Below are 13,970 nucleotides of genomic sequence, written 5' to 3' on the forward strand. Positions count from 1 at the left end.
CTAGCGCACTGCCCGGCGAGTTTCCTCCACCACATCAAGCCGCTCCTGCAAGTGCCCATTCAAAACAATCATCTCTTTCAGCGCCTTCACCGCGTCGCCCTTGTGCAATGCAATGAACCTGTCGGCGATGGCCTGAAGGGCAGCCTCCTGGCGGCTGTCCAGCGTCACGATGTGGTCCTTGGCGGTGCCTCCAGCGTTCCTGTTGAAATTGAACAAAACGGGAACAAAAATGTCAAGAGCGAATTGACTCTGCGAGGAATGCCTTCCTATTTGTCAGTAGGCGGGGCGGTTGCTCACAAATCGAGGAGAGCCGCAATGGGCAGACGAAAAAGCCGGTTTGACAGGCTGTCGGCGAGGGATGCGGAGGCGATCATCAGGGACGCTTTGAGCCTGCGCAAGACGGTGCTGTCGTCGCAGCTGCATCTGAAGGCGCATGGCGAGCTGTTCTGGCAGCTTTGCGGGCTTCTCGAGAAATTGCACGGGGTGCTGGCCAGCGTCGCGGAGAAGGAGCCTGATTACCGGATGGCGGAGCTTGGCCTGCTTCCGCTGCCCGAGGATTACTCGACCCGGAAATGAGCCATGGCCGGGCCGATGGACAGCGTTGGGCGTGCCGCCAAGGCCAACATGCTGCTCATCGTGGAGTGCGGCCATTGCTACCATGTCGGACGGTTCAGGGCGAATGACGTGGCCCAGGTGGTGGGCTGGAACAAGCCGCTGGAAGCGATCAGGTTCAGGTGCAAGCGATGCAGCCGCAAGGACACGACGGTGAAGACGCAGTTCATCGACCAGGATCATCCGCCAAAGGGCTACATCTGGGTGCTGCAGAAGTTCAAGCGCTAAAATAATGAGCCTTGCACCGGCGCCTGTTGCGGAAACTTGATCTGCGTCGCCGGCTTGTCGACGATCACCAGCGCATCATCGGGCGCCGTGCGCTGCAGATGCCTTGCCTTGGACCATGGCGCCGTCAGCCAGGTCTCGGTTTCTTCCGGCGTGGCCAGGATCACCGGCATTGCCTTTTCGTGGATCGGCGCGACCAGCGCGTTGGGCTGGGTCGTCATGAAGCCATAGACCTGGTGATCGGCAGGGCGGTCCTTGACCTTGCGAAGGCCATGCCAGCGCGTCCACAGGCCGGCAAAGAAGAATAGCGGGCGGTCCTCGCCGAGTGCAAACCAGTAGTTGCGCTGAATGCCGGTCTCGGGGTCCTTGTCGCCGGGCGTCGGGCTGGGCTCGGCGAAGCTGGTGACGGGCACCACGCAGCGGTTCTCGATGCCGAGATATTGCTGCCAGTGGCCGTATTGCGGATTGCGGATATTAGTGGTGCCGTAGTCGGCCTTGCCCTTGACCCGCTCCAGTGGCGTCGGCATGCCCCACAGCAGATTGGCCAATTCGCGTTCGCCGTCCGGCGCGTTGCGCACCACCGGGCCGGGCTGGTTGGGATAGATGTCGATGGAGGGTTCGAGATTGCCGAGGATGTCGCGCAAGGCGCGGGTCCACTGGCGGATAGCCTCCTGGCTGGTCGTGATGTTGTAGAGATTGCACATTTTCAGGCCGTTCCCGGATGCTCAGGCATCTTGTTGGAAACGGCCTGGAATTTCCAGCGCTGTCCGTTGGGTTGCTGACACGGCAGGCCGTGTCAGCAATGGCTTTGTGAGACCTACCGCGCCGATTGTCTCATAGCTTGTGCGGCTACCGCCGCGAGAAAAGCCCTCGCCGCGGCATCGCAGGCCGCTCGAGACGGGCCTTTGGCGAAAAGAAGAAGCTCGGCGGCTCGAATGTTGAGCCCGTGCTTCCTTGCGAATGTGGCTAGATCGTAAGGCTTGTTGTCGTAAGGTTCGTCGTAGTCGATCGTCAGATCGTAGTTTTCTTTCATTTTCTTCCTCCCGTTAGCGATCTCCCCCCTCCTGTCGCTAACGCAAAATTAACGTCGATGGCGGCGGGCGAGTCCACCAATCAGAGATTGTGTAAAAAACGTACGAGCTCGCATGCTCGCCCTCGCAACGGGCCTGCGAGCAATCGCCGCCGACCGGACCGGTCGAAAGAGCCGATTATGATGGCAATGTTGGAAAGGCTGCCACGGCCTGGTGCTACGAGGTGTCCGCGACGCCTAGCGTGCCTAAATGGCCGGCATTTTCATCTTCCAGGCCCCGGTCCGCAGCCGGCCTCTTTGGGTCCGGCTAAAGGATAAATCCGGCTAATAACACCGTAAGGAGCAGCGACAGCGGAACGGCCGCAAGACACCAGATCTCCAACGTGTTGTTTTGCAGCGGGTCCATCATCAGCCTCACTTTTTGGTTTGTCATTGTGACACTAACGGTTGGTCGGAGGTAGCGGTTCCAAGCGACGCCGTTCATAGAGCGCTGCGTGTGCTGCATATTAGCAACAGCTTGACGACCGCTGAGCCGTACCGCTTGGACAACTTCACTGGCGCCGGTGGATGCGTATTCCGCAGGAATGCAAGCGCCCCTCGGCATCAGTCGTGCGGGGATCGATCGCCGCCCATCATCAGCGCCGAGCCGGTCATGCCCCGGAACCCAATGGCTGCATCTATCTCCGGCCGAAGTTTCGCTACCACCGAGCCGATCCGATGTTCACTCCAGCCAGCGATGCGCGTTTACAGGGACCTAAGTCTGACCTGCCTGCGCAATGGTCTTGTGTACGGCCGGCGTCGGGAACAACTGCGCCCGTCTTCAGTTGATGGCGTCACCTCCTCGAGGAGACATCGGCGCAGAATCAGTCCCTTCATGCGCTGATTAGGGTCCGCCGCCATTGCTGGATTTGGCAGGCGGACCCTTGGTTCTGTACGCTCCAGATGAAAAGCGGGTAAGCTCGGGATCACTCATCATCCCAGAAATCCCGTAGAGACGTATGGCGGAGGTCTTCCTCGCCCCTGAGATGCTTGACCTGGCTTGACATCCGAGACGACCTCCCAGCGCGCGCACGCAGCGGGGTCGCCCTCAGCCTTCCAGCGCCTCGTGCTGGTAAAGCTCGTCCATGCTGAGCGTCGCAAGCGCGGCGAACGGCGCCTGCTTTTTCACGCGGCCGTGGCTCAGGATCACGACGTCGTCGCAGAACGAAATGGTGCTGCGATGATGGCTGATGACGATGGTGGTGCGGCGGCCGGCGCGCGACTTCAGCGTCTCGACGATTGCCGCCTCCGACAGGCCGTCCACCGCATTGGTGGCTTCGTCCAGGATGAGGATATCGGGATCGCGCACCAGCGCTCTGGCCAGCGCGATCCGCTGTCGCTGTCCCGCTGAAAGATTGACGCCGCGGTAGCCGACGACCGTCCGGTAGCCTTGCGGCAGTTGCTCGATGAAGTCATGGGCTTCGGCCAGCCTTGCGGCGCGCTCGGCGTCGTCGGCCGAGGCCGCGTCCTGGCCGTAGATGATGTTGTCGAAAATCGTGCCGTCGACCAGCTCCAGCTCCTGGCTGGCGAGCGCGATGTGCTTTCGCCATTGGCTGGGGTCGATGCGGTCCAGAGGCGATCCATCAACGAGAATCCTGCCGCTATCCGGTTCGACGAAGCGGCACAAAAGGTTGACGATCGTCGTCTTGCCGGCGCCCGACCGGCCGATCAGCGCGGTCGAGCGGCCGCTGCGGAGGTCGAAGCTCGCCGCATGCAGCACCACCGCGCGCTGCTCCGAGCCGGAATAGGTAAAGGTGACGTCCTCGAACTTGATGCCTTGGCTGAGCCCGGGGAACGCTGCGCTGCCTTGCGGCGGCTGGGGCTTGTCGGACGGGTCCAGCATCCACGTCACCTCTTCCAGCGATCCGCTGAGGCCCTGCAGCTGGCTCCAGGCCATTTGCAGCGACCGCATGTAGGGCTGCAGCCGGTAGAGCAGGATGACGAAGGCGACGATCAGCGGGAAGGAAACATTGGCGAACCAGGCGCCGATCACCACCGCCAGGAACAGCATGGCGTGCAGAACCTCGGTCAGCGGCGGCAACGCTCCCTGGCGGGTTAAAAGCACGAAGGCCGCCCGGCGCACCGCGTCGGATGCCTGGTCGAAAGCCGCTTTCTCGCGTTGCTCCTGGCCAAAAATGCGGATCAGCCGCCCGGCATGCACCAGATGCAGCATCTGCGATGCGAGCTGGCTGTTGCGGGAGGCGACGCTGCGGCTCGGCGCCTTCAGATTGGCCGACAGCATGGCGTGCGCGACCTGGACGAGGGCCAGCCCCAGCGTGACCAGCAGCGTCATTTGCCACGACAGAAGCAGCAGGAAGGCCAATAGGATGATTGCGGCCGATGCATTGACGATTGCCCCCAACGTGATCTGGATGGCATCCGAGGCCCGCCAGGATTCGTTGGAGATGATGTTGAGCAGCCGTCCGGGGCTTTGCTGCAGGAAGAACGGGTAGCCCACCCGCAGCAGCTGCTCCGATAGCTCGCTGCGGATCGAATGGCTCGCCTTGCCGTAGATGAAGGTGGTCAGCAGCGTGTTGGCGAAAGCGAACAGGTTCTTCAGCACGATCGAGCCGAGAATCGCGACGGATATGACGATCAGGCGGTCGCGCTCGCTCAGGCTCGATCCGACATGCTGGAAGACGGCGGAAAAGCCGGCCATGCCGGTCTGCCCCTGCTGCCCCATGATTATGTTCAGCAACGGGATGATCAGGCCGATGCCGAAGCCTTCAAGCGCGGCGCTGAGCAGCCCGAGCACCACCACGGCAGGAAGCAGGCGCAACTGCTTTCTTCCGAGCGCGCGGCGCAGCATCGGCAGGCTGGGCGGCATCAATCGCATGGTGGCGGATCACCTCGCCTCGGCATTTGCCTGTTGCTCCTGTCGCATTTGCGCCGGCTGCGGCGATTTCGCCAGCAAAAGCACCGCGAACTTGGCCGCGCCGAGCAAATTCATGCCGACGATCGGCCAGTGCGACAGCTTGAGTTCACGGTCGAACAGAGGGCCTTTCACCAGTTCGCGCATGGCCGCCCTCATCGACCAGTAGCAATGCCGAAGCAGCCACGGCGCGTGGCGGATATGTTTCAGGCAAAGCCCGCCATTGCCCATGCTGTAGTCGCGGTGCAGCTTTTCGATGGCCTTGCGGTCGCGCCGGCCGTGATGGTGATAGATAGTCATGTCGGGCACATATTCGACCGGGATCCCAAGTAGCACCGCCCGCACTAGATAGTCCGTATCCTCTGCGGAGCGCAGCGGGCCGCCGGCGCCGAACCGTTCGTCGAAACGGCCGATGCGGGCTGCAACATCGCGGTGCATCGTCATGTTGCAGCCAAGCACGAAGCCGCCGGGATGGACGTCTGGGGTAAGCCGCGCGCGCACCGGCGACCGCTTGATGGTGAACGGCAGGTCGCGGGGATCGCCGATCTCGACGCGGCCGCCGCGGATGACCCGTTCGCCCGCCGCATAGTGCCGCTGCAGATCGCGCAAATAATCCCGGTGGACTGCGCAATCATCATCGACGAAAACCAGCACGCGGCCCCGCGCGCGCTCGAGCCCGGCATTGCGCGCGGCCGCCAGTCCAGGTCGCGGTTCGCGAATAGCCGTGAACGGAATGTCCGAAAGTTCGGCGATGCTGGCCAGCCGCTCTGCTGTGCAGTCGGTGGAACCGTTGTCGACAACCACCAGTTCGGCAGAGAAGGCAGCGTAGGCGCGGCACGCGGCCTGGATCGACTTTATGCAAGGCTCGAGCACGTTGACGCGGTCGCGTGTGCAGACAATGAAGCTGACCTCCGGTGCCGGCCCGTGCTGCGGCCGGGGCGACATGGCCGCCGGCACCGTCGAGCGGCCGCGCTGCTGGAGCTGATGGGATTTGACGAACATGCGCTGCTAGCTCAACTGGTTCGAAGGCAAAACCGCCGCGGCCGGCACGGATTGCAGATACCGCGACAGGGCATCCACCTGCCTGGTGACCGACATCGAGGCGAGACTGAAACGCGGCGCGAAGGCACCGGTGCGAAACACGTACTGCTCGCGGCGCCGGATGAGTTTCCATTTCGCCGTCCGCGTCAGGAATTCGTGCATCAGCAGCGGCTGTCTTTCCCCCGATATCAGCTGATAGAGGAAATAGAACAGGTTCAGCGTGCCAGCCTGGTAGCTCGGCCTCGTCTCGGCCGGCAGCGCGGCAATCCTTTCTTCAAGCGAAAGGATCCATTCGGCGGCACGGCGAACCGTGTCCATCGACAGGACTTCACCGATGCCGCGGAGGTCCTGCGTCTCTTGTACGAGCCCTTCGCGCTCAAGGTTCTCGGCGACGATCTTCAAATGCGTCCTGCGCATTTCGCGCTTGTGCCTGTTGGTCACGCTGTCGTCATGGATACGATAGGCGATCAGGCTTTCGGGGCTCATGGCCGCCGGGTAGCGGTCGGTCAGCCGCCTGAACAGGTCGAAATCCTCGGCATGCTTGTAGCTGGTATCGTAATATAGAACATCTTCTTCTATGACATTCCTGTTGTATACCACGGTGGAATGCATGAAGATCGTGAAGAACATCGACAATATACGCAGCGGATTGTCCTGGAATATCGGATCGGGCGAACCCCTGACGACGCGGTTGCCGAGCAAGGTATCGAAACCCGCGCCGCATAGAGCGAGGTCAGGCTGCTGGTTGAACAGCGCGACCTGCCGCGACAGGCGCTGGGGATAGGCGATGTCGTCGGCGTCCATCCTGGCGACCAGATCGCCGCGCGCCACGGCCAGGCCTTCGTTCAAAGTTGCGATCAGGCCGCGGTTTTCGCGTGAGATGATCGAGATGCGGCTGTCGGCCTGGCGGTATTTCTGCAGGATCTGCAGCGAGTTGTCGGTCGAGCCGTCATCGATGGCGATGACCTCCAGACACTCGTAATCCTGCCGCAGGATGCTGCCCAGCGCAGCGGCGAGATAAGGTCCGGCATTGTAGATCGGCAGCAGAACGGAAACCAAGGGAGCAGCAGCCATGATCAGCTCCGATCGGTTCGCTGCAGCTTGCGGGGGAAGCGTGATGCGCCATCGAGCGGCCTGCCCGGATATGCTCCCGCCGCGAGCCATCCGGCATTGCCCACGTCCATGCCTGCCGGGATGGCGCCGCGGCCCTTTCGAGCAACATAGGGGAAGTGGCGTTTGAGGCTGTTGAGCGGCTTCTCGAAAAGCAGCCACGAGACCGAGGCCAGCATGAGCGTCGCAGTTCCCGCGACCAGGAACCGTCCCGGCCCTTGTTCCGAGACGTTGAGCGGGATCCACGGCTGCGATTTGACGACCAACGCCAGCACTATCGGATGGTAGAGATAGACGCCGTAGCTGATGCGGCCAAGGCCAAGCAGCGGCGGCAGTTCGAGAAGTTTTCCGATATAGCCGCCAACCCCTGTCGAACAGCTTGCAACGATGACCACCAGCGGTACGAGAGGCAGTATCTGCAACAGCAGCCAGAGGCCCCATTCCTGCACCGGATTTGCCGGCGCCGGCGCAAACCACTGCAGAACGAAAAACGCCACAGCGAGCCCCGGCCAGCCATTTCGAAGCCATTGCGGCAAGCCGGCTGTTCTTGACCGGTAGGCGGCAAGCAGCGCGCCTGACGCCAATGCGTCCATCGACGCCGGCGGCAGCAGGTCGCGTGCCAAACCCGGCGTTCCAGCGATCGGCCAATAAAACCGATAGGCCAGCGACAGCACGATAACGCCGATGCAGATCGATTCCAGGCGCCGGCGCGGCGCCAGCAGGACGATCAGCGGCCAGACGATATAGAACTGCTCCTCGATGCTCAGGCTCCAGAAATGGCAGAGCAGCCAGGGCGTCCATTCATTCTGCGCCGCGTACCAGAAATTCGACAGATAGAACGCATGCCAGACCAGTGATCCTCTAGACTGCTCCAGGTCCACCAACCAGACGAAACCCAGCACGGCGAAATAGGGCGGGAATATCCGCAGCGCCCGCCTGATATAGAAGGATCTCAGCGCCGGTCCGGCTTCGAATTCGGCGGCCGAGCGGGCTTCGAGCAGCAGGCGGGTGATCAGAAAGCCGCTCAGCACGAAGAACAGACGCACGCCGATATGGCCCCAGAACGAGGACCCTCCAGCCGCGAAGAAATGGGAGTACAGCACCATCGTCACGGCGATGGCCCTCAGCGCGTCCAATTGGGTGTCGCGCGCATTTCCCATTAGTGACGTACGCCGGCGGGACGGCGAAACTGCCAATCGGTCAATATAGCGGCTTCGTTCACGGCGCATTCCAATCGGAAGCGCCCCCCTTGCGCAGAATAGGACCACCATTGTGCAACGCAACACAAAAAGTTGACACATTTGAAACAGGAACGTGAGGCACGGCTAATAAAAGCCAAAAACAGCAGGAACCAGCCCGAATTGTCCATTTTTGACGATTTTCTCGCACTCCCTTGGCCCGCCGATATCGGCGGCAGGGTGCTGCGATGCAGCATGTTCGCCGCCATCACGGGCGCGCAAGATCTGGGTCTGGACACAGATGCCCCCCACAGGACCGGCCGGCAACCGACGCTCGGCGACCTTTTTGCTGCGCTGGCGCGGCCTGCTGTTAACGCGACAACAGTGGGAGCAAGCGCAAGCTTCCCGCCTCCGAGTTACGCCTCCTTGCTGGCATTCGCGAGCACCACTGCGCGACGCTCCGGGAGCCCCAATCCGACGAGCGCGCCGGCGAGCGAGAGCAGAGCGGAGACGTCGATTGCCGAGGTGAAGCCATCGCTGAACGCGTCGGTGGACGAGAAGCTTCCAGTGCCGGCGAACACCGCACCGGCGATCGCGATCCCGGATACGCCACCGAGGAAGCGGAATGTGTTGAACGTGCCGGCAGCCTTGCCGACCTCCGGCCGGGCGACCGCATTGAGAACCGCGTTCTGCGCGGCAGGCATGGCCATCGACACGCCGGCACCGGTAATGATCAGCGGGGCGACTAGCTGGATATAGGGCAGATCAGGTGCTGCGATCTGCGCCAGCCAGGCCATTCCAGCCGCTTGCAGGATCAATCCGGCCACGACAAGCCAGCGCTCGCCAACGCGGTTGATCAGGCTGCCGGCGATCGGTGCGACCACGAAAAGCGTGGCGGTCCAAGGCAGCAATCCCATGCCGGCGCCGAGCGGCCCACGGCTCTGGGCAAACTGCAGAAACTGCGGCAACAGGAACACGAGCCCGTACATGGCGGCGCAGAGCAGGAAGTTCGCCCCTACGCCCGAGGAGAATGCGCGCGCCTGAAAGAACCGCAAAGGCAGCATGGGCTCACGGGTACGCAGCTGCCAAAGGACGAATGCGATGGCCAGAAGCAGCCCGGCCGTCAGCGCCGACAGCACTTCAGAGCTGCTCCAGCCCACGATGTTGCCGCGCATCAGGCCCCAGACCACTCCGAATGCCGCCGCAGTTACCAGCACGACGCCGAGGACATCGATTGCCGTGCCCGGCCCGTAACTCTCCGGAATCCGACGCATCACCAGCGGGATGAGAACGATTCCGACCGGGACATTGAGCCAGAAGATCCAGTGCCAGGAGAGCCCTTCGGAAATCGCACCGCCCGCCATCGGGCCGATGATCAGAGCCAGGCCGGTGATGCTGCTGAAGATACCCAGCGCCTTGCCTCGCTCCTCCGGGGGAAAAGCGACGCTCAGCAGCGCCATGGCCAGCGGCATGACCATTGCGGCACCTGCGCCCTGGACCGCACGGGCCGCAATCAGCAATCCGGCATTGCCAGCGAGCGCGCAGGCAACCGACGCTGCGACGAACAACGCCAATCCGGCAACGAGCGTACGGCGGCGGCCGAACCGGTCACCGAGCGCAGCCCCGGTCATGAGCAGGACGGCAAAACTCAAATTATAGGCGTTCATCGTCCATTGCAGCGTCTCCAGCGAGGCATCGAGCTCGACCCGCATCGTGCTCAATGCGGTCGCCACAACCATCGCATCGAGAACGACCATCAAGGAGCCTATCGACGTGAGGGCGAGAACCCAGACCTTCGTTGATCCCGCACTTTGCTTGCTCATGACTATGGCGCCTCCGGCTTGAACAAAGGGCTAGCCAAGTTCACGAGCCCATGATCCAGAGACGCGTAGGGATCATGAAAGGATTCCAGCTAGAGAAAGTTTTTTCGACCGAATCCTTTTGCCATCGTCGAGCGTCTATAGGACGCTGCGCCCGATGGCGGGCGCCTCTGCCTGGGAGATACGCATGAAATCGACCCTTGTGCGATGACCGGATCCGCAATCGGCACGCCAGAAGGACGGGAGCCATTTGACCGGCTGCTCGGCGAATTACGGCCGAAACTGCACCGTTATTGCGCCCGCATGACCGGTTCGGTGATCGATGCCGAGGATGTCGTCCAGGAAGCTACGGTCAAGGCGCTCGAGGCGTTCCCCGGGACCGGGCCGATAGCCAATGTCGAGGGCTGGCTGTTTCGCATCGCGCACAATGCCGCGCTCGACCACCTACGCCGTCGTGCCAGGTTGGATGCCGCGCATATCGTTGAGGATATCGATATGATCCCTGACCCCGGTATGTCGGCCGAGGGTCGACACACCGCAGCCGCAAGCCTGCAGACCTTCATGCGCCTGCCCGCGACGCAGCGTAGCAGCGTCATCCTCATGGATGTGCTCGGCTATACGATCGAAGAGATCGGCAACATTATCGACAGCAGCGTTCCGGCGGTGAAAGCCGCACTGCATCGCGGCCGTTTGCGCCTGCGCGAAGTCTCCGGCGAGCCTGACGATCGGCCTGTGCCGGTGTTGGCCGAGCCCGAGCGGGCGCGTCTGGCAGCCTACGTGGAGCGGTTCAACGCCCGCGACTTCGATGCGATCCGCGACATGCTGGCCGAGGACGTCCGGCTTGACCTCGTCAACCGGCTCCGGGCGAGCGGCCGCACGAAAGTGGGCCGGTACTTCCATAATTACGCGGGTATCCACGATTGGCGGCTGCTTCCAGGCCTGGTGGATCGGCAGCCAGCCATTCTTGTGATCGATCCGGACGACTCGGCCGGAGGGCTAAAATACTTTATCCTGCTGGAATGGGCCGGCGACAGATTGGCGAGAATTCGCGATTTCCGCTATGCGCGCTACACGCTTGACGGCGCCGAGGTGGTGCCTCTGCGGGCATAGCAATTCGCGTTTCATAATGCCGAACAAACACTGCCAGCTATTTTTGGATCGCGGCCGCTTGCCATCCAAGCGGCCGCCCTTTTCCGCCGATCCTGCTTTAAGCCGGTTGCAACTCCCTGCGCGGCAGCGGCGGGAAGGCGATCGCAATCGCCATCGCGCCAAGCCCGACAAGGGCCGAGCCGATGAACAGCCAAGAATAGCTGGCATAGGCATCGAACACCATGCCGCCGGCGAGCGGGCCGAAAGCCATGCCGAGGCTGGACAGCATGGTTACTGCACCGAACACCGTACCGAGGATGCGCTGGCCGAAATATTCCCGCGCCAGCACCGCATAGAGCGGCATGACGCCGCCATAGGTGGCGCCGAAGATGACGGCGAGCGTGTAGAATTGACCAAGCTCGCTGACCGCAAGATAGGCTGCGATGACCACGGCCTGTATGGCCAGCCCGGTGATCAGCACCGGCTTGACGCCCAGCCGATCGGCAAGCACGCCGTAAAGCAGCCGGCCACCCAGCCCTGCCAGGCCCTCGATGCTGTAGATGCTGACCGCCGCCATCGGCGCTATGCCGCACAGCATGGCATAGCTCACCATGTGGAAGATCGGCCCGGAATGCGCCGCGCAGCAGGCAAAGAAGGTCAGTCCCAACACGATGAATTGCGGCGAGCGCAGCGCCTGCGGAACCGTCATGCCGGCACCCTCGGCGGCAACGTTTGGGGCAGCGCCGTCGGCAGCGGGCTTGTGCGGCTGGCGCACCAGAAGCGCGGCCGGCAGTAGCAGCACCCACGCGGTTATGCCGATGTCGAACATCGCGGTGCGCCAGTCGTAGGCCGAAATCAGCCAGCGGGCGAACGGCGAGATGGTCATTGGCGCCACGCCCATGCCGGCCGAGACCAGCGAGACGGCGAGGCTGCGGTTCGTGTCGAACCAGGCGGAGGTCAGCGCGATCATCGGCGCGAAGAAGGCGCTTGCCGCGAGGCCGACGAGCACGCCGTAGGCCAACTGGAAAACGAGTAGCGAACCGGTGCGGCTGGCCAGGACCAGCGCCAGGCCGAGCAGCACGGCGCCGGTCATGACGACGATGCGGGCGCCGAAGCGGTCGTAAATGGCGCCCCAGGCGAAGCCGCCGAGACCCATTACCAGGAAGTTCAGCGTCATCGCACTCGATATGCCGGCGCGCGACCATTGTGTGTCGAGCGCCATCGGTTCGAGGAAGATCGCCAGCGAGAACATCGCCCCGAGGGCAACACAGGTCATCAGTGCGCCAGCCGCGACGATAACCCAACGATAGGGAAGGCTCATTTCACTTTTCTCCCATGTCGGAAGCGTTGATACGGCACGACCTTTTCGAGCTTCGCCGAGCCGCTTGCGTCCGAAGGACGTTGGAGATGTCTTGAATCCGACAATCCGGTTGCATTTTTTATCCAGTCGGCGCGATGGCGCCATTCCACGGCTTTCTGGATTGACCGCGCACCATTCGAAGCTAGATTTCCAATCGGCGATCAGGAGCTGTCAAGCATGGCAAATCAGGAACTTCATCGCGGCCGTCTCATCGACCACCTCCAGCTGGTGGTCAGGGATCTCAAGGCCAGCCGCCGTTTCTACGAGGCGGTTCTCAACGTGCTCGGCATCCCGATCGGTGGCGCCGGCAATGATTATTTCTGGGCCGACGAGCTGTTCATCTCCAGCCCCGACAGCCCGGCGGCCCTGGGAAAGCTGACCGGCCGCCACCACCTGGCCTTCCAGGCAAAGGACCGTGCGATGGTCGATGCCTTCTACAGGGCCGGGCTTGAGGCCGGCGGCACCGACAATGGTGCGCCGGGCGAACGATCCTACCATCCCGGCTATTACGCCGCCTTCCTGCTCGACCCCGACGGCAACAACATCGAGGCCGTCCACCACGGCCCGGCCAGCCGCAGCGCCGATTCAGTGAAGATCACCTTCTAGCTTCCGGTAAAGGTGGTTCGCACCGGCCGGCACGGTTGGTCTCTGCCAAACCTGGGTGCTTGCGTCAGACCGCGTCTGCCCTATCGCGTCAGTGCCGCCATTTGGCCCACCAGGAAATTGACGAACAGTCGCGCCCGGACCGGCAGCTGTCGCCCGTAGGCATGGACGATGTGCACCGGCATGGTCGGCATCGCCACCTCGGGCAGGATGCGGACCAGGCGACCCGTGTCGAGATCGTTCTGCACGGCAAACCGCATCAGATGCGCGATGCCGGCGCCGGCAAGTGCCGCATTGCGGATGGCGCCGCCGTCGTCGGTGTCTAACCGCCCATCCGGCACGATCATCGTACCGTCGGCAAACGTGACCGGATAAGGCCGGCCAGCCATCTGGTGGCGGACGAATTCATGGTCCCGTAAATCCTCGACCGATGCCGGACGGCCGCGCCGCTCGACATAGGCTGGTGAGGCCACCAGCATGATCGGCAGATTGGCGATCTTGCGCGCGACGAGCCCAGTGTCTGAGAGCGGCCCCATGCGCACCGCAACGTCATAGCCTTCGCGGATCAGGTCGGCGTGGCGGTCGGTGACGCTGAGCTCGACCTTCACTTCGCCATGCTGCGCAAGGAACGCTTGCGCCCATGCCGCGATCAGGCCGCGACCGAGTTCGACCGGCGCTGTAACGCGCAGCAGGCCGCGCGCCGTATCGGCCATCTGGACGATGTCTTCGGCATCGTCCAGCGCCCTTAGCAGTGGCGCCACGCGCTCGTAGTAGGCGAGGCCTTCGCTGGTGAGCCCGAGCCGACGCGTCGAGCGCTGGATCAGCCTGACGCCGAGCCGGCGCTCGAGCCGCGCCACGCTTTTCGACACCGCCGACGGGCTGGAGCCGACCAGCCGGCTGGCGGCATGGAACGAGCCGGCATCGACCGTGCGGACGAAGGCGACGAGACCGGCGGTCTTTTCGAGGATGGTGGTCATTCCGGAATTCCAGG

14 protein-coding genes are annotated in these 13,970 nt (G+C 62.9%); 4 read left to right on the forward strand and 10 right to left on the reverse strand.

Going from position 1 to position 13,970, the window contains the following annotated elements:
- A complete protein-coding gene (locus NKI25_RS02855) occupies nt 1-168 on the reverse strand; it encodes a hypothetical protein (protein WP_352998110.1) in 168 nt (55 codons plus the stop codon).
- Nucleotides 169-315: 147 nt separating this feature from the next.
- Here NKI25_RS02855 and NKI25_RS02860 point away from each other — a divergent pair, with 147 nt between their 5' ends.
- Nucleotides 316-576, forward strand: a complete 261-nt coding sequence (locus tag NKI25_RS02860) for a hypothetical protein (protein WP_352569131.1) — start codon at nt 316-318, stop codon at nt 574-576.
- Nucleotides 577-579: 3 nt separating this feature from the next.
- Nucleotides 580-840 (forward strand): hypothetical protein, encoded by a 261-nt coding sequence (locus NKI25_RS02865; RefSeq protein ID WP_023677293.1) that lies wholly within the window; start codon nt 580-582, stop codon nt 838-840.
- Here the strand turns inward: NKI25_RS02865 and NKI25_RS02870 are convergent.
- From NKI25_RS02870 to NKI25_RS02900, 7 genes are all read right to left on the reverse strand, one after another.
- Entirely contained in the window at nt 837-1,541 is a 705-nt protein-coding gene (locus tag NKI25_RS02870) for an SOS response-associated peptidase (RefSeq protein WP_352569130.1), read from the reverse strand. The two genes, NKI25_RS02865 and NKI25_RS02870, sit on opposite strands and share 4 nt — an antisense overlap.
- 113 nt (nt 1,542-1,654) lie before the next feature.
- Nucleotides 1,655-1,870 carry a hypothetical protein gene (locus NKI25_RS02875; RefSeq protein ID WP_023677289.1) on the reverse strand — a complete coding sequence of 72 codons (216 nt, stop codon included), beginning with the start codon at nt 1,868-1,870 and terminating at the stop codon, nt 1,655-1,657.
- A gap of 1,084 nt (nt 1,871-2,954) precedes the next feature.
- Entirely contained in the window at nt 2,955-4,742 is a 1,788-nt protein-coding gene (locus NKI25_RS02880; protein ID WP_352998112.1) for an ABC transporter ATP-binding protein, read from the reverse strand.
- A 9-nt stretch (nt 4,743-4,751) separates the two neighbouring features.
- Nucleotides 4,752-5,780, reverse strand: a complete 1,029-nt coding sequence (locus NKI25_RS02885; RefSeq protein ID WP_502897314.1) for a glycosyltransferase family 2 protein — start codon at nt 5,778-5,780, stop codon at nt 4,752-4,754.
- Nucleotides 5,781-5,786: 6 nt separating this feature from the next.
- Nucleotides 5,787-6,893, reverse strand: a complete 1,107-nt coding sequence (locus tag NKI25_RS02890) for a glycosyltransferase family 2 protein (protein WP_352998114.1) — start codon at nt 6,891-6,893, stop codon at nt 5,787-5,789.
- A 2-nt stretch (nt 6,894-6,895) separates the two neighbouring features.
- On the reverse strand, nt 6,896-8,089 hold the full coding sequence (locus tag NKI25_RS02895) for an acyltransferase family protein (RefSeq protein ID WP_352998116.1): 1,194 nt from the start codon (nt 8,087-8,089) through the stop codon (nt 6,896-6,898).
- A gap of 434 nt (nt 8,090-8,523) precedes the next feature.
- Nucleotides 8,524-9,930, reverse strand: a complete 1,407-nt coding sequence (locus NKI25_RS02900; RefSeq protein WP_352587156.1) for a DHA2 family efflux MFS transporter permease subunit — start codon at nt 9,928-9,930, stop codon at nt 8,524-8,526.
- A 204-nt stretch (nt 9,931-10,134) separates the two neighbouring features.
- Between NKI25_RS02900 and NKI25_RS02905 the strand changes: the two genes are divergently transcribed.
- Nucleotides 10,135-11,037, forward strand: a complete 903-nt coding sequence (locus NKI25_RS02905; protein WP_352998118.1) for a sigma-70 family RNA polymerase sigma factor — start codon at nt 10,135-10,137, stop codon at nt 11,035-11,037.
- Nucleotides 11,038-11,134: 97 nt separating this feature from the next.
- Here the strand turns inward: NKI25_RS02905 and NKI25_RS02910 are convergent, their stop codons facing one another.
- Entirely contained in the window at nt 11,135-12,337 is a 1,203-nt protein-coding gene (locus NKI25_RS02910) for an MFS transporter (RefSeq protein WP_352998120.1), read from the reverse strand.
- Nucleotides 12,338-12,553: 216 nt separating this feature from the next.
- On the opposite strand from NKI25_RS02910, the gene NKI25_RS02915 reads away from it, so the two are divergent.
- Nucleotides 12,554-12,982, forward strand: coding sequence for a VOC family protein (locus NKI25_RS02915; protein ID WP_023677279.1), 429 nt, complete (start codon nt 12,554-12,556; stop codon nt 12,980-12,982).
- Between the two features lie 80 nt (nt 12,983-13,062).
- Here NKI25_RS02915 and NKI25_RS02920 read toward each other — a convergent pair whose 3' ends face one another.
- Nucleotides 13,063-13,956: a LysR family transcriptional regulator gene (locus NKI25_RS02920; RefSeq protein ID WP_352569123.1), complete on the reverse strand. Its 894-nt coding sequence runs from the start codon at nt 13,954-13,956 to the stop codon at nt 13,063-13,065.
- Nucleotides 13,957-13,970 lie beyond the last annotated feature (14 nt).

Source organism: Mesorhizobium sp. M0808, assembly GCF_040320025.1.
GTDB lineage: Bacteria > Pseudomonadota > Alphaproteobacteria > Rhizobiales > Rhizobiaceae > Mesorhizobium.